This window comes from Pseudomonas sp. GD03842, from assembly GCF_029841165.1.
Classification (GTDB): domain Bacteria; phylum Pseudomonadota; class Gammaproteobacteria; order Pseudomonadales; family Pseudomonadaceae; genus Aquipseudomonas.
Map to the genome: position 1 here is coordinate 363,277 of NZ_JAOCEA010000002.1, position 25,423 is coordinate 388,699.

Here is a 25,423-nt window from a genome sequence, read left to right on the forward strand (position 1 = left end):
AGGCGACTGTCGCGGCTGGGCAGGGCCTTTTTTGTTATGCCTGTATGATTGCGCAATCATTTTATTGGCTGCGCGGTCTCGGGCGGAACCGCTGCACAGGCCCCGCTTCATCACAATAAGGAAAATAACAGTGATCCCGACACCGCACGTCCAGGCGAAGACCAACGTTCGCTACCTGATACTCGCGATGATCTTCATCGTGACCGTTTTCAACTACGTCGACCGCGCGACGCTCTCGATCGCGGCACCGGCGATGCGCACCGATCTGGGTTTCGATGCCATCACCATGGGCATTGCCTTCTCAGCCTTCGGTTGGGCTTACACCGGCATGCAGATTCCCGGCGGCATCGTGCTCGACCGTTTCGGTTCGCGGCTGGTGCTGGGCATGAGTTTGATCATCTGGTCGGCCCTGACTTACCTGCAAGGCTACGTAGACATGTTCAGCTCGGCATTCGTCGCGCTGTTCGTGCTGCGTTTTTTAATGGGGGTCGCCGAATCCCCTGCGTTTCCCGCCAACAACCGCCTTACGGTGATGTGGTTTCCCCGTCATGAGCGTGGCCTGGCGACAGCGATTTTTCAGTCCGCCCAATATTTTGCCCTGGCCGCGTTCACCCCGCTGATGGTGCTGTTACTCAACAGCTTCGGCTGGCAGCACGTGTTTTTCTGGACCGGGGGCGCGGGCATCCTGATCGGCTTGCTGTGGTTCAAGCTGGTCCACGAGCCGCGCAAGGACACGCGCGCCAATCAAGCAGAAATCGATTACATCGAAGCCGGTGGCGGCCTGCCGAACATTGGCGATGTGAAGACTCCGTTCAGTTGGAAACGCGCGAAAGCCATCGGCGCAAACCGCATGATGCTCGGGGTTTATCTGGGGCAGTTCTGCCTGACGTCCATCACCTGGTTTTTCCTCACCTGGTTTCCTACCTACCTGATCGAGGCCAAGGGCATGACGATGCTCAAGGTGGGTTTGGTCGCGGCCATTCCGCCGATCGCCGGCTGCCTGGGGGGCATGATCGGCGGTGTCTGGTCCGACTGGATGTTGAAGAAAGGCTACAGCCTCACGGCCGCTCGCAAGACCCCGATCATCTGTGGCTTGTTACTGTCCAGCACCATTGTCGTCGCCAACTACACCCAGTCCATCCCTTTGGTCATCGGCGTCATGTCGCTGGCGTTCTTCGCCAAAGGCATCGGCAATCTCGGTTGGTGCATCGTGGGCGATGTCTCGCCGAAGCGGGCGATGGGCATCAGCGGGGCGATGTTCAATTTCTGCGGCAACATCGCCAGCATCGTCACCCCGATTGCCATCGGCCTGTTGGTCAACCAATTGGGGTCCTTCGATTCGGCGTTGATGTACGTGGCTGCCATGGGCCTGCTCGGCGCCTTTGCCTACCTGGTCATCGTCGGCCCGCTGAAGCGCCTCGAACTCGGCGAGCTGGATGACGTGCCGGCGACGGACCCCGCTGCCGGGACAGCCAATCCCGAGCTGAAGGGCCAGCGCGTCTGATCGAACGAACACCTCTTTCAAAAGGAAAAAAACATGTCTAATCAAGCAGTTATCCGATCCGCGGACGACGATCGCATTGCCTGGGTCAAGGTGTCTTCGGTGTTCCTGCCATTGGCCAACCCGATCAGCGATGCCAAGGTGCTGACCGGTCGGCAGAAGCCAATGACCGAAATCGCGATTCTGGTGGCCGAGATCGAAACCACCGACGGCCATCGTGGCCTGGGTTTCAGCTACTCGAAGCGGGCCGGAGGGCCGGGCCAATTCGCCCATGCCAAGGAAATCGCCCCCGCGTTGATCGGCGAGAACCCCAGTGACATCGCGAAACTGTGGACCAAGCTGTGTTGGGCCGGGGCGTCCGTGGGGCGCAGTGGCTTGTCCACTCAGGCCATTGGCGCATTTGATGTTGCACTGTGGGACCTCAAGGCCAAACGTGCCCATCTGTCGCTGGCCCGTCTGCTGGGTGCTCACCGAGATTCGGTGCGCTGCTACAACACCTCCGGCGGTTTCCTTCATACGCCTCTCGAGCAGCTGTTGCACAACACCGACATGTCGCGAGAGCAGGGCATCGGTGGCATCAAACTCAAGGTCGGCCAGCCGGATTGCGCCATCGACCTGCATCGGGTAGCCACGGTGCGCAAGCACCTGGGCGATGATTTCCCGCTGATGGTCGATGCCAACCAGCAATGGGACCGCCCCACCGCGCAACGCATGTGCCGTCGATTCGAAGCGTTCAACCTGATCTGGATCGAAGAACCGCTGGATTGCTACGACGCCGAAGGGCACGCGGCGCTGGCGCAGCAGTTCGACACCCCGATCGCCACCGGGGAAATGCTCACCAGCGTGGCCGAGCATGCCGAGTTCATCAAATTGCGCGGCGCGGATTTCCTCATGCCGGATGCCCCACGGGTCGGTGGTATCACCCCATATCTGAAAGTGGCCGCCATGGCCGAGCAGGCGGGATTGATGCTTGCGCCGCATTTCGCCATGGAATTGCACGTTCATTTGGCGGCGGCGTTTCCCACCGAGCCGTGGGTCGAGCATTTCGAATGGCTGGAGCCCTTGTTCAACGAACGGCTTGAAACCCGTGACGGCCGCATGCTTGTACCGACTCGCCCAGGGCTTGGCCTTTCGCTGAGCGAACAGACCCGCGCCTGGACCGTTCAAACCGCGCAGGTCGGTTCGCGGGCGTGATTCGCCATTCTGGCCTCAGGGTTGTGTGACGGGTGACCGCGCGAGGGGTGGCGCAGCCAGCAGGGAATTGGAGAGCAGGGCAGGCGAACCGCGCCCGGGTTCGCCGCTCGCCGTGCCGTTTCGATTACACCCGTTGCGCGGGCGTCGTCGCTGCGCTGCGCCATTGTCTGGGGCTGGTACCGAACCAGCGTTTGAACGCGCGGGAAAAGGCGCTGGTTTCGGAGTAGCCGAGCAGCGAAGCCAATTGGGTCACGCTGAGGTGTTGCTGCTTGAGGTGGGCCAGGGCCGTCTCCCGACGGATCTGGTCGACCAATTGGCTGAAACTCAGCCCCAAATCCCGCAGTTTTCGCTGCAGCGTCCATTCGGACAAGCCCAGATCGTGCGCCACGGCCTCCAGCGCCGGTTCGCCCAAGTGCAAGTTGGCAAGGATAGTCTGACGGGCGCGGTCGAGCATGTTGGCTTCCGAGCCGCTGTCGCCCAGTTGCCGGATGGCGTCCTTGATCAGCATGAGCAAAATCGGGTCGTTGCCTGGCATGACGTGACCGGTCACGTCGCGCTTGGGAATGAGCAACGAATTGCAGCCTTGTGCAAACTGCACATCCGCGTGGAAGGCGTCGCGGTGCTCGTGCCAATCCTGGGGTCGGGCATGTTCGAAGGCGACCTGCCGCGGTGCCCACTGCGGCCCCAGCACATGGCGCACCAAGTTCATGGCCATGCCCATGGTCAGTTCGGCATCCTGGCGACGCTCGTGGATCGCGCCGTGACGGACCTGATAATCAAAGCGGTAACACTCACCTTGGTCCACCAGTTCGATCAACGTGCTGTGCTGGTGGAAAGGAAAGGCCTCGGCAAAATTGATCAGCGCATCTTCCAGGGTGGGAGAGCACAGGCCGATGTAGCCGAGCAGCCCCAGCGCCTTGGGCTGGAACTGCTGGCCGTAACGCAGGCCGAAGTTGTCGCACCCGGTCTGCCGCGCAGCCTCTTCCAGGACTTTGCAATAGTTGGTTAGAGGCAGGCTGAGGGTCGGATGCAGCAGGTGTTCGGGGTCAATGCCAGAACGCCCGAACACCCGATCCAGATCGCCGCCGTGCTGCACGATGAACCCATCCAACCCATTGGCGGCCGCCGACAACACACCGCGATTATTGGCGGCGGAGGGAGATGACACGGCAGTGGGAAGGAGGTGCTGGAACATCGAATTGAACAGTCTTCAGAGTGCGTATGAATTTCGTTCAAGCAAATGTCATACCTTGTTACGTGTGACCGCCGCTTCGTAGGAGCGCGCTTGCCCGTGAGGGGATTGTGTCAGGCGCCTTGTTTGTCTGGGCAAGTATGCAATCGCGGGCAAGCGCACTCCCACAGATGATCGCATCCACTCTGGCATTGCTACCCAATCACTCACCGTGTTGGGTAGACAGGTGCCACTCACGCCCGTCAAACATGACCCGCAATAAAGCACCGCACCCAATCGTGCGCTGCCATGGCGCAACCCGGAAAAATACCCGCAAAACTTGACCGCGCACGACAACTCGCGTTCTTTGAGGTCAAGCCTTGGCCGTAACGCTGTGGCTATTCTCGTTGTCAGGCAATTACCATCGCTCGGCTACCGGGGTGCACACTCATGACTGCGTCAACTTTGAAACCTACATTGGGAACCCTGCATTTGTGGGGGCTGGCCGTGGGCCTGGTGATTTCAGGCGAGTACTTCGGCTGGAGTTACGGCTGGGGCACGGCCGGGACGCTCGGTTTTCTCGTGACCACCCTGATGGTCGCGGTGATGTACACCTGTTTCATCTTCAGCTTCACCGAGCTGACCACCGCCATCCCCAATGCGGGTGGCCCGTTCGCCTACAGCCTTCGGGCCTTCGGCGCGACCGGCGGGATGATCGCGGGGCTGGCCACGCTGATCGAATTCGTCTTTGCGCCACCGGCCATTGCGATGGCCATCGGCGCGTACCTGAACGTGCAGTACCCCTCGCTGGACCCGAAAGTCGCGGCCATCGGTGCCTACCTGGTGTTCATGACCCTGAACATCCTGGGCGTCAGCATCGCCGCGACCTTCGAGCTGGTGGTCACTGTCCTGGCCGTCGCCGAGTTGCTGGTGTTCATGGGGGTCGTCGCCCCAGGCTTCAGCTTCAGTAACTTCGTGCTGGGCGGCTGGGCCGGCTCCGACACGTTCAGCCTGCCGGCGATCAGCGGGATCTTCGCGGCGATTCCGTTTGCCATCTGGTTCTTTCTCGCCATCGAAGGCGCGGCCATGGCGGCCGAAGAAGCCAAGGACCCGAAACGCACCATTCCGCGTGCCTACGTGGCAGGGATTCTGACGCTGGTGGTGCTGGCCATTGGCGTGATGATCTTCGCCGGTGGTGTGGGCGACTGGCGCGCCCTTTCCAACATCAACGACCCCTTGCCACAGGCCATGAAAGCCGTGGTTGGCAACAACTCCAACTGGATGCACATGCTGGTGTGGATCGGTCTGTTCGGGCTGGTGGCCAGCTTCCACGGCATCATTCTGGGCTATTCCCGTCAGTTCTTCGCCCTGGCTCGCGCAGGCTTCCTGCCGCCAAGCCTGGCCAAGCTGTCGCGCTTCCAGACCCCGCACCGCGCCATCATCGCCGGTGGCGTGATCGGCATCGCTGCCATCCTCAGTGACGGTGTGGTCAACCTGCAAGGCATGACCCTGACCGCCGCCATGATCACCATGTCGGTGTTTGGGGCTATCGTGATGTACATCATCAGTATGCTGAGCCTGTTCAAGTTGCGCCGCAGCGAGCCGAACCTGGAACGCAGCTTCCGCGCCCCGGGTTACCCGATCGTCCCCGGCATCGCACTGATGTTGGCGGTGGTCTGCCTGGTGGCGATGGTCTGGTTCAATCTGGTGATCTGCGGCATCTTTATCTGCCTGATGGCGCTGGGCGCGCTGTTCTGCAAAGTGGTGCGCGGCCGCGGTCCGGTTGTTGCAGTCGCAGGCTAGGATTCAGGAACGACGAAGAGGAAAGGGCGATGAGTTACTCCCACAGCATCGGTGGCATGGTCTGGCGCTTCGACAGCCTGCGGGAACTCATGGCCAAGGCCAGTCCTGCACGTTCCGGCGACTTTCTCGCGGAGGTCGCGGCGGCCAGCGATGCAGAACGCGCGGCCGCGCAGATGGCCCTGGCCGACGTGCCACTCAAGCGCTTTCTCGATGAGGCGTTGATCCCCTATGAGCAGGACGAAGTCACGCGTTTGATCCTGGACAGCCATGATCGGGCGGCCTTCGCTGCGGTGAGTCATCTGACCGTCGGCGGCTTCCGTGATTGGCTGTTGGGCGACGAGGCGACCGAAGCCAGCCTCAAGGCGCTGGCGCCGGGGCTCACGCCAGAAATGGCGGCCGCGGTGTCGAAAATCATGCGCGTGCAGGACTTGGTGCTGGTGTCGCAGAAAATCCGCGTCGTCACCCGCTTTCGCAACACCGTCGGCTTGAGGGGGCGGATGTCCACCCGCCTGCAGCCCAATCACCCGACCGACGATCCCGCCGGCATTGCCGCCAGCGTCCTCGACGGTCTGCTTTACGGTAACGGCGATGCCATGATCGGTATCAACCCGGCCACTGACAGCCTGAGCGCCATCAGCGAATTGTTGAAGATGCTCGACGGCGTCATCCGTCACTACGAGATCCCGACCCAGTCCTGCGTGCTGACCCATGTGACTTCTTCGGTCGCGGCAGTCGAAAAGGGCGTGCCGTTGGACCTGGTGTTTCAGTCCATTGCAGGCACCGAAGCGGCCAACAGCAGTTTCGGCATCAGCCTCGACATCCTGCGCGAGGGTTACGAGGCGGGCCTGAGCCTCAAGCGCGGGACCCTCGGCAACAACCTGATGTATTTCGAAACCGGGCAGGGCAGCGCGCTGTCGGCCAACGCCAATCATGGGGTCGACCAGCAGACCTGCGAGGCTCGCGCCTATGCGGTGGCTCGTCACTTCAACCCGTTTCTGGTCAACACCGTGGTCGGCTTCATCGGTCCGGAATACCTGTACAACGGCAAGCAGATCATCCGCGCCGGGCTGGAAGATCACTTCTGCGGCAAGCTGCTCGGTGTGCCCATGGGCTGCGATATCTGCTACACCAATCATGCCGAAGCGGATCAGGACGACATGGACATGCTGTTGACGCTGCTGGGGGTCGCAGGCATCAACTTCATCATGGGCATTCCGGGCTCTGATGATGTGATGCTCAATTACCAGACCACTTCGTTCCATGACGCCCTGTATGCACGCAAGACCCTCGGCCTGCGCCCCGCCCCTGAGTTCGAGGCGTGGCTGACGCGCATGGACATCCTGCGTCAGGATGAGGGAAGCGTGCGGCTGGGGCAGGGCGTGCCGCCCTTGTTTCGCCAGGCATTGGCACGATTGAATTAGCCGTAGACAGACAAGAGACTGGCCATGCGTGATGACTCGAAGAACTCACCGGCCCAGGCCGATGCCTGGCGTCAACTGCGCTCGCTGACGTCGGCGCGCATCGCGCTGGGCCATGCCGGCACCAGCTTGCCGACTTCCGCGCAGTTGGATTTCCAGTTCGCTCATGCGCAGGCCCGTGACGCCGTGCACCTGCCGTTCGACGCGGCGGCGTTGAGCGAGCAGTTGCAGGCACGTCAACGGGAAACCCTGACCGTTCGAAGCTCTGCCGCGGATCGTCATATCTACCTGCAGCGGCCCGATCTCGGACGGCGACTGTCGGCCGATTCCGTTGACCACCTGCGCGAATACGCGTCCGCGCATGCCGAGGGCTTCGATCTGGCCGTGGTGGTGGCGGACGGCTTGTCTTCTCTGGCCGTCACGCGACACAGCCCTGCCATGCTGGAGCGAATCGACGAGATGGCCCGCGTCGAAGGCTGGCGGGTGTCGCCGGTGGTGTTGGTGGAGCAGGGCCGCGTCGCCGTGGCCGATGAAGTGGCTGAACTGCTCAAGGCGCGGATGGTGGTGATTCTGATCGGCGAACGCCCCGGCTTGAGTTCACCGGACAGCCTGGGTCTGTACTTCACCTACGCGCCGCGTGTCGGCTTGAACGATGCGGCACGTAATTGCATTTCCAACGTGCGCCTGGAGGGCATGAGCTACGCCATGGCGGCGCACAAGTTGCTCTACCTGATGCGTGAAGCCTGCCGCCGGCAATTGTCCGGTGTGAACCTCAAGGACGAAGCCCATGTGCCCGTATTGGAGGCAGGCGAAGACACCCGGCCCGGCAACTTCCTGATGGGCGAATAGGCGCCGCCTCACCGCTCAGGTCGAGGAGCGCCGGCCTGAATGCGGTTCAGGTCACCGTTGCAGCACCCGTATCCGCGACAGCAACTCATCCCGATCCACGTAGCACCCCTGAAAATGCCGCGCGCCGCTGGCCGGGTCGAAGGCGTCGCGGGCATGAAGAATCCGGCGATTGTCGAAACACCACAACTGTCCCGCTTCCAATCGCTGGCGAAACTGGAAGCGGGTCTCCCGGGTCATTTCGATGAAACGGCGATAAGCGCGGTAAAAGGGCAGCATCACGTCAGGCTCGGTGTTGAACGGGCCCCGCAGAAAATTCGCCAGGCGTATTTCGGTGACCTCGTCCCAGGCATCGCGGGCGATGACCGGCGCTTCACAGCGGTAATCGCTGCGTCGATCCTTGTTGCGGAATTCCACGGGAACCTCACACAACAGCCGATAGGCCTGCGGCGCCTCCTGGCGCAAAGCCTCTGCCACGGCGAATCCATCCACGAACAGGCTGTCACCCCCGCTGGCGTCGTTGATCAGGCAGTGCAGGAACTGCAAGCCGGGTTGCAATTCCCGGGTCGGCAGATCGGTGTGCAGCGGCAGGTTGAAGGCGGTGTAGGCATTGCTGTCCGCATCCGCCTTGGACTGCACGTTGAACAGCACACCGAAGTTGCTTTCGCGAATGAATGCGATTTTGCGGGCCAGATGGCTGAGCGAGCCAGGCTCGGTGGGCACGCCGCGGACCTGCGTGAGCCCGGCATCCCGCAGCGCCAGCAGCCAGTCGAGCAACGCCTGCTCGTCCTCCATTACCGCCTGGTATTCGAACAGCGGCAGTTCGAAACCGGCCGTCCAGCGCTGCTGGCGTGGGCGTGCGGCCCGTCGTTCTGCCCGGGATGCCGCGTCATACGCATGGGCGCGCAGCCAGCCAGGGTCAAAGCGACTTTCGTGACCGTCTTGCCAGACGACCCGCAAGGCGCCTTGTTCATCGACGTCCGTATGCTGGGCCGTGAGATCGATGGGCACGTCGGCCACTTCGAACACTTGCTCTCGGGTGACGCTGTAAACACAGGCCGAGCAAGGACAATTGTCCCGCAGCCAAAGGTAGTGGAAAGGGCTGCGGCGTTGGTCGCCCCAGGTCACTTCGATCCCCTCAGGCTGCAGCCGTGCCTGGAGCAATGGGCTGATCAGCGGGTAGGTGCTGTAGTCGGCAATGGCGTTCACGGGCAATGCTCCGTAAGGTTGACAAGTTTAAAGCGAGGTGGATCGTTGAAGGCAGGGCTGTGTGGGGGCAAGGATGACGCGTACGGCACAGACGGTGCCGAACAGAATCATCGCCAGCCCCAGGGCCTCGGTCATGCTCGGCAGCCGCCCCTCGAACGCCAGGCCCAGCACACTGGCGAAGAACGACTCCAGGGCGATCAGTTGACCGGACAGCACCATGGGCAGACGTCGCGAGGCGAGGTTCCAGGCCCAGGCGCCGATCACCGACGACAGCAGCGCAATCAGCAGGGCCCAGCCGTACAGGTGCAGCGCGGCGGGCGTCGCCAGGCCTTGCGATGGCAGGCGCAATAGGTCGGCGGCCCAGGCCAGTGGGGTGAGGATGAGGGCGCAAAGGCCGGCACCGATCAGCATCAGGCAGGTCCAGGCGCCGGTCGCGTCGACGTGCAGAGGTTCCATGGCGGTTTGGTTGACGACGCTGAACGACAGCCACAGCAACACGGCGCCCACGGCAAACGCTACACCCATGCTCAGCGATGTGCCTCCCGCCGGTGCTTGCAGCACGTGCAGATTGACCAGCATCAGGCCAACACACAGGGCGCCGATCGGCAGGGCCAACTGGCCCCAACGCAACGCAGGCCGCCGAACGTTGCCGAGCAAGGCTTGCAGCACCGGCACTGCACCGATGAAGGCGGCGATCAGGAGCGGCCCACCGTGGATCACCCCTCCCGCGATGCAACTGCTGTACGCCAGATACCCCATCACCCCCAGCCCCATGCCGGTCAACCATTGGCGAGCATGCAGATGGCGCAATTGGGCGCGATAAAACGGCAGCAGCATCAGGCCCAGCAGGCCGGCCCACAGGAAGCGCACCAGCATGAAGTCTTGAATCCCATAACCTTGCAGCACATAAGGCGAAATGAAATTGCTGGCCCATGCCAGGGTTGCCAGCGTGGCGTAGCCCACACCTTGCACGATGATTGACCGCGACGCGTTCATGATGAGCCCTGTGCTACCTGTTTGATGAAACCATCCGCTCCTGAGAGCAGGTGGCTGACCTTTTCCGCCAGGCTTCATCTTGCCGATCCCTGGGTCTGTGCTACAAATGATGTCTTCGTCCCGATGCATTACCCTGAATTATGAATAAGCTTGGCAACTCCCTCCCGCCGCTGGCCAGTCTGCTGCCGTTCGAAGCGGCCGCACGGCTCTTGAGCTTTTCTCGCGCGGCCGAAGAGCTGAACCTGACGCAGGCTGCGGTCAGTCGGCAAATCCGCGCGCTCGAGGAGGACTTGGGGATCGCGTTGTTCCAGCGCCGCAATCGCGCCGTGTTCCTGACCGACGCCGGTCGGGAGCTGAACCTTACCTTGGGTAATGCATTGAGGGATGTCGCAAGCACCGCCGACCGACTTCGGGGTGTGGCGCGCGCCAATGAAGTGGTGCTGCTGTGTCAGCCCTGCGAGGCGTTTCACTGGTTGATGCCTCGGCTGTCGGACTTCCACGGGCGATACCCGGAGATCGACCTGAAAATGGTGACCTGGGCTCACCCCTTGACGGAGTACCAGGGCTATTTCGACGTCGCCATGCAGAGCAGCAACCGCGACCACGGTTTGCATCCTCTGCTGTTCACCGCGGCCGACGAGGTGTTTCCCGTGTGCAGTCCGGCCTACCTCGACGGGCAACGGCAGCCGATCCCTTTGGACGATCTGCAGCGGCACACGTTGCTGCATCACGAAGCCCAGCCGGTCTATCAACTGGAGTGGGACACCTGGCTGGCGACCTTCGGCCATGATGTGCCGCGTCAGGGGCGCAGGCTGGCCTTCGACAGTTACTCAGTGATGCTCCACGCCGCGGTGGAAGGACATGGTTTGGCCATGGGATGGCGCCGCACCTCGCAGCGGATGCTCGACAAGGGGGTACTGGTCGCACCGTGCAGTGAGAGCGTCCATCTATCCGAGGCGCTGTCGGTGTACCGTCGTCATGGGCAGGCCCGCCGGGAGGAGGCGAGCCTGTTGGTGGAGTGGCTCAAGGCCCAATTGATGGGATGACGCTCAGGCGCCGAGCATCAAGTCCAGGTTCTGCACGGCAGCACCGGCCGCGCCTTTGCCCAGGTTGTCGAAAACTGCCGCCAGCATCACGTGCCCGGCGTTCTCGAACACCATCAGACGTAACCGATCGGTCGCGTTCATCTGCCGAGGGTCAAGGCCGGTGAGCGCCTTGGACGCGTCCATGCTCAGCACCTCGACAAACCGGCTGCCTGCGTAGCGCTCCGTGAGGCAGGCGTGCAGGGAGGCCCCAGTGACACCGGAGGGCAACAGGCGCGTCTGCAGTGCAGTGGTCAGCACGATCCCCTGGCGGAACGAGCCGTACGCCGGAATGAACACCGGCCGCTCCGTCAGGGCGCTGTACTGCTGGATTTCCGGCACATGCTTGTGCGCCAGACCCAGGCCGTAAATCTGGAATGGCGTCGCTTGCCCGGCGTTCTCACCTTCAAACTCATCAACCCCCGCACGGCCCTTGCCCGAGTAGCCTGAAACCGCGTTGACGGTGATGGGGTAGTCCCTCGGCACCAGGCCCGCGTCCAGCAAAGGCCGCAGCAGGCCGATGGCGCCCGTTGGGTAACAGCCTGGATTGCTCACCCGTTTGGCGGAGGCGATGGCCTGTTTCTGTTCCGCATTGAGTTCGGCAAACCCATACACCCACTGCGGATCGGTGCGATGGGCAGAACTGGCATCGATCACTCGCACGTCAGGGTTTTCGATGCTTGTTGCGGCTTCGCGGGCAGCCTCATCGGGCAGGCAGAGGATCGCAATGTCACAGGCGTTGATGGCCGCCGCCCGGCTGGCGGCCTGCTTGCGCTGTTCGGCAGGCAGCGTCACCAGCGTGATGTCGGTCCGGCCATGCAGCCGTTGATGGATTTGCAGACCGGTGGTGCCTTGGTCGCCATCGATGAAAACTACAGGGAGGGTCATGGTCGCTGCCGCTCTTAGAGGTTGATGGCGCGTATCATCGACCAGCGCCTATGATAGGAAAAGTTGAATTTGGCAACGTTGACGATCAGGTTTTCTGAATGAGTGACGAACATGCGTGAAATCAGTCTCGACCGTCTGCGCACCCTCGTGGCGATCGCCGACCAGGGATCGTTCGCCGAAGCTGCGCGCACGCTGAACCTGGCGCCGCCCACCGTCAGCCTGCACATTGCCGATCTGGAGGCGCGCGTGGGTGGCGCATTGCTGACCCGCACGCGTGGCCGGGTCCAGCCCACGGCCATCGGGGAGACCTTGGTGGAAAGGGCCCGCCGTCTGCTCGCCGATGCCGAACAAGCGCTGCAGGACATCCAGCGACAAATGCTGGGGTTGGAGGGGAGGGTGCGGCTTGGGGCTTCCACGGGTGTCATCGCTCAATTGATCCCTCAAGCGTTGGAAACCCTGAACCAGGCGCATGGCGGAATCGATGTGCAGGTGGCCGTGCTGACTTCGCAGCAGACGCTGCAAAGGCTGGCGGACGGCAGCCTGGACGTCGGCGTCATCGCGCTGCCCCAGGCGCCGGTCAAAGGGTTGCGGATCAGGCCCTGGCGGCGAGACCCTGTCATGGCCTTCTTGCCGGCGCGCTGGGCCGCTCCCGAGGTGGTCACGCCTTCCTGGCTGGCGGCGCAACCGCTGATTCTCAATGACGCCACCACCCGACTTTCCCGCCAAGTCGCGGAGTGGTTCGCCAGTGAGGGGCCGCAACCGGCGCCGCGCATTCAACTCAACTACAACGATGCGATCAAAAGCCTGGTCGCGGCGGGATACGGCGCGACCGTGCTGCCTCATGAAGCGTCGACGCCCTTGCCGGAAAGCCGGATCGTGATGCGCCCGTTGCAGCCTGCGCTGTGGCGCGAGCTGGGGATTGCACATCGCGCAGGGGAGGTCGAGCGCTCAACGCAGCATGTGCTGGAAGTGTTGTGGGGGTTGGAAACGTTGTAAACCCCGTTGGCATCGGTGCATTTCTGCGGGGTGCAGCGGCAGGTGTGGACTACCGTCGTTGCCGGTCAGCCAGTATCGGTGAGCGTTCTTCGCTCACGGCGGCGAACCGGACGGGCTCGCAGCGCAAAACACTGCTTTAATGGTGTTGCCAAACGCCCCTGCCAGCGGCGCCCGCCGTCCACCCACGAGGAAGTGTCCCGATGACCCGACTGACTGCCAAGGATTTCGCCCCTGAGTTGCTCGAACTGTATGACTTCTACGTGCATGGCAGGATCAACCGCAGAGAATTCCTGGACCGCGCAGCGGTGTTCGCACTGGGTGGCTTGACGGCCACGGCGATTCTGGCGTCCCTGAGTCCCGATTACGCATTGGCCGAACAGGTGCCTTTCACGGACCCCGACATCGTGCCGGAATACATCACCTATCCCTCACCCAAGGGCCATGGCCAGGTTCGCGGCTATCTGGTGCGGCCTGCGAAGGCGACGGAGGAAATTCCGGCAGTGTTGGTGGTGCATGAAAACCGAGGCCTGAACCCCTATATCGAAGATGTCGCACGCCGCGTGGCCAAAGCGGGGTTCATCGCCTTGGCCCCGGATGGCCTATCGTCGGTCGGGGGTTATCCGGGCAACGATGATAAAGGGCGCGAACTGCAACAGAAGGTCGACCCGGAAAAGCTGATGAATGACTTCTTTGCCGCCCTCGAGTGGCTGATGGCGCATCCGGGGGCCACGGGCAAAGTCGGCATCACCGGTTTTTGCTACGGCGGGGGTGTCGCCAATGCGGCTGCGGTGGCCTACCCGGAACTTGCGGCTGCGGTACCGTTCTACGGTCGCCAGCCCAAGGCCGAAGACGTGGCGCGTATCAAGGCGCCGTTATTACTGCACTATGCTGAACTCGACACGCCGATCACCGAGGGTTGGCCAGCCTATGAAGCCGCGCTGAAAGCCGCGGGCAAAACCTATGAGGCGCATATCTATAAAGGTGCCAATCACGGCTTCCATAACGACTCGACACCACGGTATGACGAGGCGGCCGCGAAACTGGCATGGGAGCGCACGCTCGCCTGGTTCAATAAGTACCTGGCGTGAACACTGAGTGAGCTTTCATTGAATCAACTTGAATCAACTTGAATGAGCTGCCTGCACTTATTTAAGGGGGGGGCATTAAGTTGGCGTCAGAAAGTTGTAGAAAGTCCTGACCGGTTGTCCGGTTTGGATCCGAACGGGGTAAACTCTGCTAGGGTAATTCATAACTCGTCACAACGCGCCGAATGACCGGAACTTAAGTTTAAAGTTCAAGGCTTTACATTCAATTGTCGACCGGCGCACACTTTCGCGCCCCCGAAGTGATGAACGACACTGCGTGTATAAACAACAAAACCTTTGATGGACTCCGCAAACTTGCAAAAGTTTAATGCACATTAAAGTTGTTGAAATTGTTATTAAATCTTTTGCAATGTGTTTTTCATGCTGTTAATAATCTTCCCTGTTTCGGGCACTAGGGATTATCGCGTCGTCACGCTGAGCCGCGTTGTCACATTGAAGTGAGCATCGAGTTTCTCTCCGATCTTTTCCGTCCGTCCATGACTACCACTTTCGAGCGACTTCAGCCTCTTGGGGCGAAGTACGCTGCCGTGCGGCGCATGCACATGCGCGGGAGGAATATGAATGGCTCGAGCTCATCCGCAACTCAAGGTATTGTCGATTTTTGGCACGCGCCCTGAAGCGATCAAGATGGCACCCCTGATCAAGGCCCTGGAGGCCGAGCAGGGCATCGATTCGAAGATATGCATCACCGGTCAGCACCAGAGCATGTTGCAACAAGTATTGGACATGTTCGATCTGAAAGCGGACTACACGCTGGATGTGATGACCCCCGGTCAAACCCTGAATACGTTGACAGCTGCGCTCTACGCCGCCATCGACCCAGTGCTCGACGCCGTCCAGCCTGACAAGGTACTGGTGCACGGCGACACGACGTCGGCGATGGTGGCCGCGATGTCGGCCTTTCATCGGCGCATTCCCGTGGCGCATGTCGAAGCGGGCTTGCGCACGGGCGACATTCATCAGCCTTGGCCGGAAGAGATGAACCGCCGCAGCATCGATCTGATTGCTGACCACCTGTTCACGCCGACTGCGGAATCCCGCCGCAACGTGCTCGGTGAGCGCCTGCAGGGCGTCTCCTTCGTGACCGGCAACACGGTGATCGACGCATTGAAGATGACGGCTGAGCGCATCGACAAGAACCGTCAACTGCGTGTCGCTCTGGACCGCCAGTTCAATTTCATCGACGCCAGCCGCAAGCTGCTGCTGGTTACAGGCCATCGCCGGGAGAACTTCGGCGACGGCTTCCTCGACATCTGCGAGGCGCTGCGCAGGCTAGCCAAGCGCGACGACCTGCAGATCGTCTACCCCGTGCACTTGAACCCCAATGTCTTGGGCCCGGTCACCGAGCGTTTGGGCGGCCTGCCGAACGTGCACCTGATCAAGCCACTGGATTACCTGTCTTTCGTGCGCCTGATGCAACGGGCACACGTAGTGCTCACCGATTCCGGCGGCGTACAGGAAGAAGCGCCTTCACTGGGCAAACCGGTACTGGTGATGCGCGACGTGACCGAGCGGCCCGAGGCCGTTGCTGCGGGCACTGTGCGCCTGGTGGGAACCGATCCGGATACGATCGAGAAGGGTGTCTGCGCACTGCTCGATGACGATCAGCTGTGGCGCATGGCGTCTCGGGCCAGCAACCCCTATGGCGACGGCAAGGCGTGTGCGCGCATCGTCGACGCGCTGATGGGGCGGCCGGTGGACGAGTTCACCGTCGAGGCGCCCGATCCGATTCCCGAACCGATCGAGGCGCAACGCCCGGTCTTGCCGCTGCGGTCGGCCTCCAGCCTGCATTAGCGAGCGCACCCGATTCGGCGTGCCGGTTGACGGCAACGCCTGCTGACCTTCCGCGGGAGACAACCCTCCCTGAACGAGCCGTGCTGGCGTCGCCAGCCGGAGCTTGCGTTCGCCTGTTTCCCACACATTGTTTGTCTTGACCGAGATTTGCCTGAATGACATCTACCGCTTCCTCACACTCTGGGGCCTTGAACGCCCTGGTTTGCGGCATGAGCCTGCTGCTCATCGCCCCGGCCTTCGCCGCCAGCCCTGCCGCCACCCCCAGTGGGCCCAGTGCGCTGAGCCAGGCCATTGGCCGTCTAAACGCCAACCTGCAGCAAACAAGGGTCATCGAGTTGAAGGACCTGGGCATTGATCGGCCGATCATCCTCAATGCGACCGACGCCCGCCGCGAGCTGTATTTGCCGGTGCCGGCCAATGTGCCATTGACCGATGCGACGCTGCAGTTCGACGCCAGTTATCTCAATGGTGAAGAAGGACGCAACACCTTGCTGCTGTCCCTGGATGGCTACCCGGTTCGTGCGGTGGGTCTCAACGCCGGTGAGGGCGATGCCAGTGCCGCCTTGGGCGTCGACAAGTCGCCGCGAGAGAGCGGCTCGGTCCGATTGGGTGTGGCGTGGTCATCGATCGTTTCCCGCATCCAGTGTGAGGACGAGCGGGCCATCGGCAACGTGTTGCGTATCGCACCCCAGACACGGTTGAAGTACAGCTTCGACGCCAGTCAATTGCAGGATGTCGGCGCGGCGTGGAATGCCTTGCCCGGCAAGCCAGGCATCCTGGTCGCGCCAGGTACGCTGGCGGCTGCCAGTTATGACGCGGCATGGCGCCTGGGCGTGGCGCTGGAGCGCATTGGCAAGCAGGCGCGCATCGTGCCGTTCCCTTCGGTCAACGAAAGCATCGACTTGAGCGGCGTGAACATTCCCCCTGAGTTGAAGCAGATCCCGGCATTCGCTGCGCTGGACGGCAAAGGGTTGCACACGCTCGCCGACTCGGCGCAGATCGGCGCGCTGCTGATGTTGGGGCAGACACCGGCCTTCAACGCCGATCTGGCGGTCAGCGATCCCGCGCTGCTCAAGGCGGTGAATGAGTCGCTGGACGCACTGCAACATCAGATTCAAGGCATTGATCCAGCGGCGAACACAGCATTTGCCCAGTGGCGAGATGCCCATGTGAACGGCGCCGTGAGCACGACCGGCACCGACAACGTTCGGCTGGCGATATTGGGCGCGCATCCTCTGGTGATGATCGACCAGAACGCTGCTGGCCAGGCCATCGGCCTGTTCAGCGCGGCGTGGAATAAGCTGGCACGCGCGCGCCAGTTGACAGTGGGCGAAGAGGCGAACCTGCCGCTGAGCGATGATGGCCGCGTGGCGTTGACGCGCCTGGGCGGCAAACCCGGCAGCGTCGACGTGCTGGCGAAATCCGACTGGAGCGCCAGCTTCCCGCTGGGGACCGTGGCGTATGACGGGCGTGTACCGGTGAGCGCGGCGATCGATGTCGCGGCGGCGCCTGGCGCATCGGGCACTGCGCCGGTGGCCAGTCTGTTTCTCAACGATTACCTGATCGGTGCCTCCCAGTTGGTCGCGGATGGCCAGAAGCAGCGGATCGAAGCGCGCATTCCGCGCTATGCCCTGGCGGCGCAAAACACCCTGCGCGTCTCGTTTCAGCGTCAGCCGGTCAGTGACCTGTGCCGTGAAACCCCGCAGGCGTTCCCCGTTTCGATCCTGCCGAGCAGCCATGTGACCCTGGACAAGATCGGGCTGGATGGCGACTTCTCCGGCATGGCCGCCCGTTTCGCATCCGGTACGCAGTTGGTGGTCCCGCAGGGTTACCTTGAGCGCCCGGCCAGCAGCCTGCCGCAAGTGATCCGCATTGCCAGTGCCAGCGGCGTATCACCGTTGCGTGCAACCCTGAGCGTGAATAACGACGCGCAGACGGGCATCGCGCCTCAAAGCTCGTTCCTGGCCTTTGAAGTGCCGATCAAGGACAGCGACGAGTCGCTGCAGGTCGACGCACAGGGCCACCTGACGATCCATCACAAGGAGCAGACGCTGCTCGACCTCAAGTCGCTCAACCATCTGGCGGCGCTGCAGGTGGTGGAGTCGGGCGGCCAGCACGGCATGGTTTATCGCACGCTGGGTGGGCAGGCCCCGGATTTCCAGAGGCCGGTCCTGCTGGAGCGCGGCAACGTCACCGTCCTGGGCGATACCGGACCGCTGACCACCTTCGACGCGAAGGACCCTACCGGCAGCCAGATGATCGACGACGACCAGCCCAAAGGCCTCGATGCCTGGCGTAAGCCGTCGGCCCTGTGGCTGATTCCTGCCGCGGTGATCGGCTTCCTCGTGTTGCTGCTGGCAGGCCGTCGCGCCCGTCGCAAGCGTCAATAACGGGAGCTGCGATGACCTCGCTTTATTGGCCCTACTGGCTGGCGCATTACTACGGCGCGCTGGAGGTCGCGACGCTCGTCGTCGCGACCATCATTCTGATTTCCAGTGTCGATGACCTGTTCATCGACCTGTGGTACTGGGCCCGGCGGCTGTACCGCAAGTTCACTGCCGAGCGGCGTTATCGCCCGCTGACAGCCGAACAGCTGATGGCTCGCGACCAACAGCCGCTGGCGATCATGGTACCCGCCTGGCTGGAGTACGACGTCATCGCGCCGATGATCGAGAACATGGTGTCGACGCTGGACTATCAGCATTACGTGGTGTTCGTCGGCACTTACGTCAACGATCAGCGCACCATCGATGAAGTCGAACGGATGCGTCGGCGTTACAAGCAACTGCATCGCGTCGAAGTGCCTCATGCCGGGCCGACGTGCAAGGCGGACTGCCTGAACTGGGTCATCCAGGCGATTTTTCTCTACGAGAAGACCCACGGCGTGACGTTTGCCGGGGTGGTCCTGCACGACAGCGAGGACGTGCTGCATCCACTGGAGATGCGCCTGTTCAACTACTTGCTGCCGCGCAAGGACATGATTCAGTTGCCGGTGGTTTCGCTGGAGCGCAATTGGTACGAGTGGGTCGCGGGCACCTACATGGACGAGTTCGCCGAATGGCATGGCAAGGACCTTGTTGTGCGCGAGAGCCTGAGCGACAGCGTGCCATCGGCGGGCGTCGGCACCTGCTTTTCGCGCCGGGCGCTGCAAGTGCTGGCCGACGAAACCCATAACCAGCCGTTCAACACCGACAGCTTGACCGAGGACTACGACGTCGGCGCGCGCCTGGCACGGTACGGCATGAGCGCGATCTTCGTGCGTTTCCCGGTGCAGTACCGCGTGCTGCGCAAGTCGTGGTTTCGTGAGCCTTACGAGTCGACGCTGGAGATGCCACTGTGCGTGCGTGAGTTCTTTCCTGACACCTTCCGCACAGCGTTCCGGCAAAAGGCGCGATGGACGCTGGGCATCGGCCTGCAAGGCTGGGAACAGATGGGCTGGAGTGGCTCGCTCGCCAACCGCTACCTGTTGTTTCGCGATCGCAAAGGGGTCGTCACCTCGTTCGTCAACATCGTCGCCTACGTGATCCTCGTCCAGTTGCTGGCGCTCATTGTGTTGCGCGCCAGCGGGGTGTGGAACACCAGTTTCCCGACGCCCTTCGACACCGATGGTTGGGTCGGCGGCCTGCTGGCGGCCAACGGCATTGCGCTGCTGTGGCGCATGGCCCATCGCTGCTACTTCACCACTATCCTCTACGGCTGGCAGCATGGCCTGTTGTCGTTGCCGCGCATGGTGGTGGGCAACTTCGTCAATTTCATGGCCGCTGCCCGGGCCTGGCGCCTGTTCCTAGTGGGCAAGCTGCTCAACCGCAAGCTGGTCTGGGACAAGACCATGCACGATTTTCCCTCCACCGACCTGATTGCACAGGCCCCACGCAAACTGGGCAGCGTGTTGCTCTCCTGGCAAGCGATCAACGACGAAAAACTGCAGAGCGCACTGGACGAGCAGCAGACTCGGCAGATGCCACTGGGCCGAATCCTGCTCAGCCGCGGCTGGCTCGATGACGAGACCCTCGCCGAAGCCATTGCTTTCCAGAACGACCTGCCGCGGGTGTTCGACATTGCCGCCAAGGTCCAGCCCCACGTCTCGCTGGCGGATGAGTTCTGCCTGCGCTGGCGTGTGGTGCCCCTGGCGCCGGACAGCGATGGCCGTCCGGAAATCGCGGTGGCCAGCCCGCTGAGCCCGGACGGTTTGCAACAGATCACTGAGCAACTGGGGGCGCAGCCGGTGCAGATGATCGCCCGCGAGAGTGAGATCGTCGAACAACTGCGTCGCCTGGATGCGGTGGCCGGACAGCCGCTGCCGGCCGCCACGCCGCTGCTGGGTGAACTGCTCATCGACCGTGGCTTGCTGGACCGTATGACTTTCAATCAGGCAATGCTCGGCTATCGACCGCATCTGCATGGCCGTATCGGCGACTACCTGGTGGACCTCGGCGTGCTGCCCCGCGAAGCCATCGAACAGGCCGCGGCCCAGCAACATCGCCATTCTTCACCGGACGCAGCCACGGAGCAGCCCTCATGAGATTTCCGATCATTCTGGGCCTCAGCGTCCTGCCTGCGTTGTGTCAGGCCGAGTCTCGGCCAGCCGCCGAGCCACAGATCCTGCCGCTGGCACTGACCGGTCCTGCCTACGAAATCGCCAATCAAGCCTACGCCGCCTACAACGAAAAGAACTACGACCTGGCGATCGCGAAGGCCAGAGAGGCCTTGCGCCAGCGCAGTGACGTCGACCGATTGCGGACACTGATCCGCCTGGCTGAACGTGACAAGGACCGCCGCGACCACCCTGAGCGCTACCCTGGCAACAAGAAGGGCTTCGGTAATGGTCAACGTTCCCTGCAGGCCTATGCCCACGGCGATTACGACCGGGCGGTCGAATACGCGCGCCGGGCAGTTGCCGAGGCACCGAACAACGCCGACTACCGGATGATGCTGATCGAAGCGCTGCAGCGTCAGCGGCGCTTGGACGAAGCGGAGCGGGCGACCCGGGAGGCGATCGCAGCGCTCGGCGAGTCGCCTGCGCTGACGCGACGGCTGGCCTCGATTCGCGAACAGAAAGCCGTCGATCTCGCGGCGCAAGGGTATGCGGCCCTGGCCCGTGGCGATAACGATGCGGCCGTCAGTCATGCTCGCGAAGTGGTGCGCCAATACCCCGATGAAATGGCCTACCGGCGGCTGTTGGTCAGTGCGTTGATCGCCCAGCAGCAGTACGCGGCTGCCCGTGCTGCCGCTACCGAAGCCCTGGCCCTGAACGGCAATGATGCCCCGTTGCTCGCGCAGCGGGGTCAGATGCGCCTGCGTCTGGGGGATCGACGCGGCGCGCAGCAGGATTTCAGCCAGGCGCTGGCGGTCGGTACCTTGCCGCTGCGTGACCAGGCATCGCTGTATGCGGCGCTGGGGCAGCCTCGCGAGGCTCTGGCGCGGATGCAGGCGGCGCGTGACAAGGGCGAGCTTGAGCCGGGTGATGAGGTGCAGATCGCGTATTTCCTGATGCAGGCGGGGGATGATCGCGGCGCGCTGGGTGAATTCAAGCGGATCGACCGCAGCAAGGGCTTGAGTCCTAAACAGACACAAGACGCCGCTTACAGCGCCATGCGCGCACCGGATGATACCCAGGCCATTGCCTATTTCACCCGGGTGTTGGACTACCAGAAAACCGGTGACTTGCAGATGCCCGATCAACAGGTCTTCGATACACGCAGAGCCGTATCGGACCTGTCCCGCGTATGGGGGGTGACCAACACCACGACGTACCGAGGCGCGAGCACCCGCAACGGCTTGAGTGGTGCGCCGAGCACCAGCAATGACAGTCTGCAGAACAGCACTGAAGTGTTCTGGCGCCCTGACGGCTATCGCAACGCGCGTTTCGTCGAGCTCTATGGCCGCATCACCGATACTTTGTGGAACAAAGAAGGGGGCAACGACAAGGGGCTGGACGCGTTGCAGGGCGCGGTGGGTATACGATTCAAGCCATTCACCGAATACAACGTCATGGCGGCCTTCGAGCGCACCTTTCCGCTGGCGGGCAGCAAGGTCAGCGGCGACTGGCTGGTGCGACTGGGCTACGGCTCCAGCATCGGCACCGACCTGCGCGTTGATGTGCCGAGCTGGTGGACTTCGCAGTTCTACGCGGAAGGCGGTCGCTACTTGCGCGACAAGCGCAATTACTTCAACAGCGAGTGGCAACTGGGGCGCAGCATTCGTCTGGACCGGGTCAGCCCGCGCCTGGTGGTCTTCCCCCATGTGGTACTCGCGGCGGATTACGATTCGAAGATGCGCAGCGAAGTCGACGCCAACGGGCGCACCCGCACATCGTCAGACAACGCCGGTGGCGCCGGGGTAGGGGTCGGCATGCGTTACTGGTTCCGTGAAACGAAGCACAAGGCGCCGCAGTCCTATATCGACTTCTCCGTGCAATACCGGGAGAAGGTGTTCGGCGATGACAGCGCCGAAGGCGTATTCGCGCGTCTGACCTATTCGTGGTGAGGGTTTGAGGGTGGAGTTTTGGGAAGAGGCCGCATGCCGCGACTGCTGAGGGTTTCGCTGGCCGCGCTGCTGATCGGGGCGGTGGGCACGGCCATTGATGCCCTGCACGAACTGGGGCAGGGCTTGCGGCCGGAGATCGTCGGTGTGGTCTGGCAACCGGACAACGCCACCGTGGACATTCAGGGCAACTGGCAGCAACTCGGCGTGCGAGAGCTGCTGGTGCAGTGGACGGCGGTCGACGGCCAGGCATTCGTGCCCGGTGCCGGTCTTCCGGAAGTGCCCCGTTTGCCGGACTGGGCGCGCATCGCCAAGGCACCGTGGGCACAGAATGTCATCCTTGGCCTGGCGGGCTCCTTCAGTGAAAACCGCTCCCGTGACGACATCGATGCCTTGGCCGCACTCTCCGAGCGCATGGCAAAGCTGAAGACGCCGCTGAATGTCACCGGTTGGTACTTCCCGGCTGAGGTCGATCCGAGTTGGGCCCGCGCCAGCGAGCTGCCGGCGTTGCTGGCCCGCTTGCCGAGGCCGCTGTGGATCAGCGTCTACGATGGCGGCAACATCGGCCCTGAAGCGACCGCGAACTGGTTGAAATCCTGGTTGCCGGACGATATCGGCGTTTTCTTCCAGGACGGTGTGGGTGTCTACGCCCGCACTGCACCGGTGGCACGCACCTATGCCGATGCCCTTCGCAAAGCACTGGGCACGCAGCGGGTGAAAATCATCGTCGAGGCCTTCCGCCCCCAGATCGGCGGAGGCTTTCGCTCCGCCACCGTCGAGGAACTCAGACCGCAGATTGCCGCTTACCGAGGTTATCCGCTCTACCTGTTCGACGGGCCGCATTACGTCACCCCGGACATGATTGAGGGGCTGGCCCGATAAGAGCGCACTGCTGCACTCACATCAAACGGCCCTGCCTCAATAATGTGCATCCCCGCCCTGATCAACCCGTTTTTCCAGCATCCAGCGCCCTGAAAATAGCGCTTTCGCCCGGATGGCGCAGCTTTTGCTTAACTGGAATCCAAACTTGGATACAAGATGGAATCCTTTCATGCAAAGCGCCTCGAACCCGCTGTTCGGCTGGACTGTCAGCCAATGGATCACCGCCTATCAGACCGGTGAATTGACCCCGTCCGCATTGTTGTCGCTGCGTGACGCGTACGCCGAACAGGACACCGCCTGGATCGCTCTGGTCGACCCGGCTCAATTGAGCGATCAACTGGCCGAGCTGAGCCAACGCCTCGAAGCGGTGAAAGGGGATATCGCTCGGTTGCCGTTGTATGGCGTGCCGTTCGCAATCAAGGACAACATCGATGCCGCTGGCTGGCAAACCACGGCGGCCTGCCCTGAATTCGCCTACACCGCCAATGCGGACGCTTTCGTGCTCGCTCGTCTGCGCGCCGCCGGCGCAATTCTAATGGGCAAGACCAACCTCGATCAGTTCGCCACTGGCCTGGTCGGTACGCGTTCACCCTATGGCGCAGTGCCTAACAGCATCAATGGCGATTACGTCAGCGGTGGGTCGAGTTCAGGCTCTGCCTCGGTGGTCGCGCGGGGGTTGGTGGCGTTTTCCCTGGGCACCGACACGGCGGGGTCCGGTCGTGTCCCGGCGGGGTTCAACAACATCGTCGGGCTGAAACCAACCAAAGGAAGGCTGTCGAACAGCGGGCTGGTTCCGGCTTGTCGAACCGTGGACTGCATCTCGATTTTTGCCCTGACGGTGGAGGATGCCGAGCAGGTCGCGGGTCTTGCTGAGGGCTACGATGCCAGCGACGCGTATTCCCGACGCAATCCTCACACCGCGCCGGTCAGCTTCAGGCAGGCGATCAAGCTTGCGGTGCCCGATACGCTCGAGTTCTTCGGCGACACACAGAATCAGGCGGTGTATGAGCAGGCGCTGCTAACACTGAGCGCACTGGGCGCCGAGATCACACGCATTGATTTTTCGCCGTTCAAGCAGTTGGCCGATCAGCTGTACTTCGGACCCTGGGTGGCTGAGCGGACCGTCGCCATGGCGTCGATGTTCGACGCCCATCCGGACGCGATCAATCCCGTCGTGCGGGGAATCGTCGAAAACGGTTTGCGTTACAGCGCGTGCGATGCGTACAAGGCCGAATACCTGCGCGCCGCGTTGAGTCGGCAGATCAACGACGCGCTGGCCGAATTCGATGCGTTGGTGGTCCCCACATCCGCCACGATACGCACCCTGGCGGAAATGGCCGAGGAGCCGGTGCGTTACAACTCTGAGTTCGGTTATTACACCAATTTCACCAACCTCGCTGACCTGTCGGCACTGGCATTGCCTGCCGGTTGGCGCGCCGATGGGCTGCCTGCCGGCATCACCCTGATCGCGCCGGCCTGGCATGACACGGCGCTGGCCCGCTTCGGCAGACAATGGCAGGCGCACCTCGGCTTGACGCTGGGCGCCACGGGTCGGCCAGTGCCCGCCGCTCGCCCTGTAACCACGCCTGCCGATGGCTGCGTGCGAGTGGCCGTCGTCGGGGCGCACCTGACCGGCATGCCGCTGAACTTTCAGTTGACGGGCCGCGACGCGGTGTTCGTCGAGCAGACCCTGACCGAGGGCGCCTACCGGCTGTACGCACTACCCGGCACAGTACCGCCCAAGCCCGGCCTGGCGAAAGCCGACTCGGGTCAGTCGATCATCGTGGAGTTGTGGGACATCCCGCTCGCGCGCTTCGGTGAGTTCGTTGCCGAGATCCCGGCGCCGCTGGGTATCGGCAACCTCAAACTGGCGGATGGCCGCACCGTCAAGGGCTTCATCTGCGAGCCTTGGGCCTTGGCCGATGCGTTGGATATCACGGCGTTCGGCGGATGGCGCGCTTACATGGCCAGCCTGAACAAGGTCTGAGCGAGCGCCCGGCGAAGCGACGTCCGGCGGACTCGTCCGCTGTTCGCCGCAGGGCTCCCCGGCGCCA

The 25,423-nt window shown here is 62.6% G+C and carries 18 protein-coding genes; 14 read left to right on the plus strand and 4 right to left on the minus strand.

All coding sequences use genetic code 11. The features are described 5' to 3' along the window. The first annotated feature begins 133 nt into the window (after positions 1 to 133). Together N5D61_RS04165 and N5D61_RS04170 are read left to right on the plus strand one after the other, a co-directional pair. On the plus strand, positions 134 to 1,504 hold the full coding sequence (locus N5D61_RS04165; protein ID WP_279891125.1) for an MFS transporter: 1,371 nt from the start codon (positions 134 to 136) through the stop codon (positions 1,502 to 1,504). A gap of 33 nt (positions 1,505 to 1,537) precedes the next feature. Continuing rightward, positions 1,538 to 2,695, plus strand: coding sequence for a mandelate racemase/muconate lactonizing enzyme family protein (locus N5D61_RS04170; RefSeq protein WP_108238332.1), 1,158 nt, complete (start codon positions 1,538 to 1,540; stop codon positions 2,693 to 2,695). Positions 2,696 to 2,819: 124 nt separating this feature from the next. Here the strand turns inward: N5D61_RS04170 and N5D61_RS04175 are convergent, their stop codons facing one another. Beyond that, positions 2,820 to 3,890, minus strand: a complete 1,071-nt coding sequence (locus N5D61_RS04175) for an AraC family transcriptional regulator (RefSeq protein ID WP_279890988.1) — start codon at positions 3,888 to 3,890, stop codon at positions 2,820 to 2,822. Positions 3,891 to 4,316: 426 nt separating this feature from the next. Between N5D61_RS04175 and eat the strand changes: the two genes are divergently transcribed. The 3 genes from eat to eutC are packed head-to-tail and all read left to right on the plus strand — an operon-like array spanning position 4,317 to position 7,936. Further along, complete coding sequence (gene eat, locus N5D61_RS04180; protein WP_108238330.1) at positions 4,317 to 5,669, plus strand: ethanolamine permease; 1,353 nt, start codon at positions 4,317 to 4,319, stop codon at positions 5,667 to 5,669. A gap of 29 nt (positions 5,670 to 5,698) precedes the next feature. After that, positions 5,699 to 7,090 (plus strand): ethanolamine ammonia-lyase subunit EutB, encoded by a 1,392-nt coding sequence (locus N5D61_RS04185; protein WP_279890989.1) that lies wholly within the window; start codon positions 5,699 to 5,701, stop codon positions 7,088 to 7,090. 24 nt (positions 7,091 to 7,114) lie between these two features. Then, a complete protein-coding gene (eutC, locus tag N5D61_RS04190; RefSeq protein ID WP_279890990.1) occupies positions 7,115 to 7,936 on the plus strand; it encodes an ethanolamine ammonia-lyase subunit EutC in 822 nt (273 codons plus the stop codon). Positions 7,937 to 7,987: 51 nt separating this feature from the next. Here the strand turns inward: eutC and N5D61_RS04195 are convergent, their stop codons facing one another. Both N5D61_RS04195 and N5D61_RS04200 read right to left on the minus strand, forming a co-directional pair. Further along, positions 7,988 to 9,148 (minus strand): gamma-butyrobetaine dioxygenase, encoded by a 1,161-nt coding sequence (locus N5D61_RS04195; protein ID WP_279890992.1) that lies wholly within the window; start codon positions 9,146 to 9,148, stop codon positions 7,988 to 7,990. A gap of 21 nt (positions 9,149 to 9,169) precedes the next feature. Then, entirely contained in the window at positions 9,170 to 10,138 is a 969-nt protein-coding gene (locus N5D61_RS04200) for an EamA family transporter (protein ID WP_279890993.1), read from the minus strand. A 140-nt stretch (positions 10,139 to 10,278) separates the two neighbouring features. Here N5D61_RS04200 and N5D61_RS04205 point away from each other — a divergent pair, with 140 nt between their 5' ends. Further along, positions 10,279 to 11,184 (plus strand): LysR substrate-binding domain-containing protein, encoded by a 906-nt coding sequence (locus tag N5D61_RS04205; protein WP_108238325.1) that lies wholly within the window; start codon positions 10,279 to 10,281, stop codon positions 11,182 to 11,184. 3 nt (positions 11,185 to 11,187) lie between these two features. Here the strand turns inward: N5D61_RS04205 and argC are convergent, their stop codons facing one another. Then, positions 11,188 to 12,108 carry an N-acetyl-gamma-glutamyl-phosphate reductase gene (gene argC, locus N5D61_RS04210; RefSeq protein WP_279890994.1) on the minus strand — a complete coding sequence of 307 codons (921 nt, stop codon included), beginning with the start codon at positions 12,106 to 12,108 and terminating at the stop codon, positions 11,188 to 11,190. Positions 12,109 to 12,219: 111 nt separating this feature from the next. Between argC and N5D61_RS04215 the strand changes: the two genes are divergently transcribed. The 8 genes from N5D61_RS04215 to atzF all read left to right on the plus strand — a co-directional run bounded on the left by N5D61_RS04215 (position 12,220) and on the right by atzF (position 25,356). Then, positions 12,220 to 13,104 (plus strand): LysR family transcriptional regulator, encoded by an 885-nt coding sequence (locus N5D61_RS04215; RefSeq protein ID WP_279890995.1) that lies wholly within the window; start codon positions 12,220 to 12,222, stop codon positions 13,102 to 13,104. A gap of 200 nt (positions 13,105 to 13,304) precedes the next feature. Then, on the plus strand, positions 13,305 to 14,192 hold the full coding sequence (gene yghX, locus N5D61_RS04220; protein WP_279890996.1) for a YghX family hydrolase: 888 nt from the start codon (positions 13,305 to 13,307) through the stop codon (positions 14,190 to 14,192). Positions 14,193 to 14,771: 579 nt separating this feature from the next. Continuing rightward, positions 14,772 to 16,004 carry a UDP-N-acetylglucosamine 2-epimerase (non-hydrolyzing) gene (gene wecB / locus N5D61_RS04225; protein WP_279890997.1) on the plus strand — a complete coding sequence of 411 codons (1,233 nt, stop codon included), beginning with the start codon at positions 14,772 to 14,774 and terminating at the stop codon, positions 16,002 to 16,004. 155 nt (positions 16,005 to 16,159) lie between these two features. Then, positions 16,160 to 18,394 carry a cellulose biosynthesis cyclic di-GMP-binding regulatory protein BcsB gene (locus N5D61_RS04230; RefSeq protein ID WP_279890998.1) on the plus strand — a complete coding sequence of 745 codons (2,235 nt, stop codon included), beginning with the start codon at positions 16,160 to 16,162 and terminating at the stop codon, positions 18,392 to 18,394. An 11-nt stretch (positions 18,395 to 18,405) separates the two neighbouring features. After that, positions 18,406 to 20,526 (plus strand): glycosyl transferase family protein, encoded by a 2,121-nt coding sequence (locus N5D61_RS04235; RefSeq protein WP_108238319.1) that lies wholly within the window; start codon positions 18,406 to 18,408, stop codon positions 20,524 to 20,526. Continuing rightward, positions 20,523 to 22,490, plus strand: coding sequence for a tetratricopeptide repeat protein (locus tag N5D61_RS04240; RefSeq protein ID WP_108238318.1), 1,968 nt, complete (start codon positions 20,523 to 20,525; stop codon positions 22,488 to 22,490). Before N5D61_RS04235 ends, N5D61_RS04240 begins: the two co-directional genes overlap by 4 nt. A gap of 33 nt (positions 22,491 to 22,523) precedes the next feature. Next, the gene (locus tag N5D61_RS04245; protein ID WP_108238317.1) at positions 22,524 to 23,369 is read left to right on the plus strand and encodes a hypothetical protein; all 846 of its coding nucleotides are present in this window, start codon (positions 22,524 to 22,526) and stop codon (positions 23,367 to 23,369) included. Positions 23,370 to 23,538: 169 nt separating this feature from the next. After that, a complete protein-coding gene (atzF, locus tag N5D61_RS04250) occupies positions 23,539 to 25,356 on the plus strand; it encodes an allophanate hydrolase (protein WP_279890999.1) in 1,818 nt (605 codons plus the stop codon). Positions 25,357 to 25,423: the final 67 nt, after the last annotated feature.

What these genes read in the sequence shown, in the direction of transcription:
- N5D61_RS04215 (WP_279890995.1), top strand. Translation starts at nt 12,220, where the DNA reads ATGCGTGAAATCAGTCTCGACCGTCTGCGCACCCTCGTGGCGATCGCC.
- N5D61_RS04235 (WP_108238319.1), top strand. Translation starts at nt 18,406, where the DNA reads ATGACCTCGCTTTATTGGCCCTACTGGCTGGCGCATTACTACGGCGCG.
- eutC (WP_279890990.1), top strand. Translation starts at nt 7,115, where the DNA reads ATGCGTGATGACTCGAAGAACTCACCGGCCCAGGCCGATGCCTGGCGT.
- wecB (WP_279890997.1), top strand. Translation starts at nt 14,772, where the DNA reads ATGGCTCGAGCTCATCCGCAACTCAAGGTATTGTCGATTTTTGGCACG.
- N5D61_RS04245 (WP_108238317.1), top strand. Translation starts at nt 22,524, where the DNA reads ATGCCGCGACTGCTGAGGGTTTCGCTGGCCGCGCTGCTGATCGGGGCG.
- atzF (WP_279890999.1), top strand. Translation starts at nt 23,539, where the DNA reads ATGCAAAGCGCCTCGAACCCGCTGTTCGGCTGGACTGTCAGCCAATGG.
- N5D61_RS04240 (WP_108238318.1), top strand. Translation starts at nt 20,523, where the DNA reads ATGAGATTTCCGATCATTCTGGGCCTCAGCGTCCTGCCTGCGTTGTGT.
- N5D61_RS04205 (WP_108238325.1), top strand. Translation starts at nt 10,279, where the DNA reads ATGAATAAGCTTGGCAACTCCCTCCCGCCGCTGGCCAGTCTGCTGCCG.
- N5D61_RS04200 (WP_279890993.1), bottom strand. Translation starts at nt 10,138, where the DNA reads ATGAACGCGTCGCGGTCAATCATCGTGCAAGGTGTGGGCTACGCCACG.
- yghX (WP_279890996.1), top strand. Translation starts at nt 13,305, where the DNA reads ATGACCCGACTGACTGCCAAGGATTTCGCCCCTGAGTTGCTCGAACTG.
- eat (WP_108238330.1), top strand. Translation starts at nt 4,317, where the DNA reads ATGACTGCGTCAACTTTGAAACCTACATTGGGAACCCTGCATTTGTGG.
- N5D61_RS04185 (WP_279890989.1), top strand. Translation starts at nt 5,699, where the DNA reads ATGAGTTACTCCCACAGCATCGGTGGCATGGTCTGGCGCTTCGACAGC.
- N5D61_RS04170 (WP_108238332.1), top strand. Translation starts at nt 1,538, where the DNA reads ATGTCTAATCAAGCAGTTATCCGATCCGCGGACGACGATCGCATTGCC.
- N5D61_RS04175 (WP_279890988.1), bottom strand. Translation starts at nt 3,890, where the DNA reads ATGTTCCAGCACCTCCTTCCCACTGCCGTGTCATCTCCCTCCGCCGCC.
- argC (WP_279890994.1), bottom strand. Translation starts at nt 12,108, where the DNA reads ATGACCCTCCCTGTAGTTTTCATCGATGGCGACCAAGGCACCACCGGT.
- N5D61_RS04230 (WP_279890998.1), top strand. Translation starts at nt 16,160, where the DNA reads ATGACATCTACCGCTTCCTCACACTCTGGGGCCTTGAACGCCCTGGTT.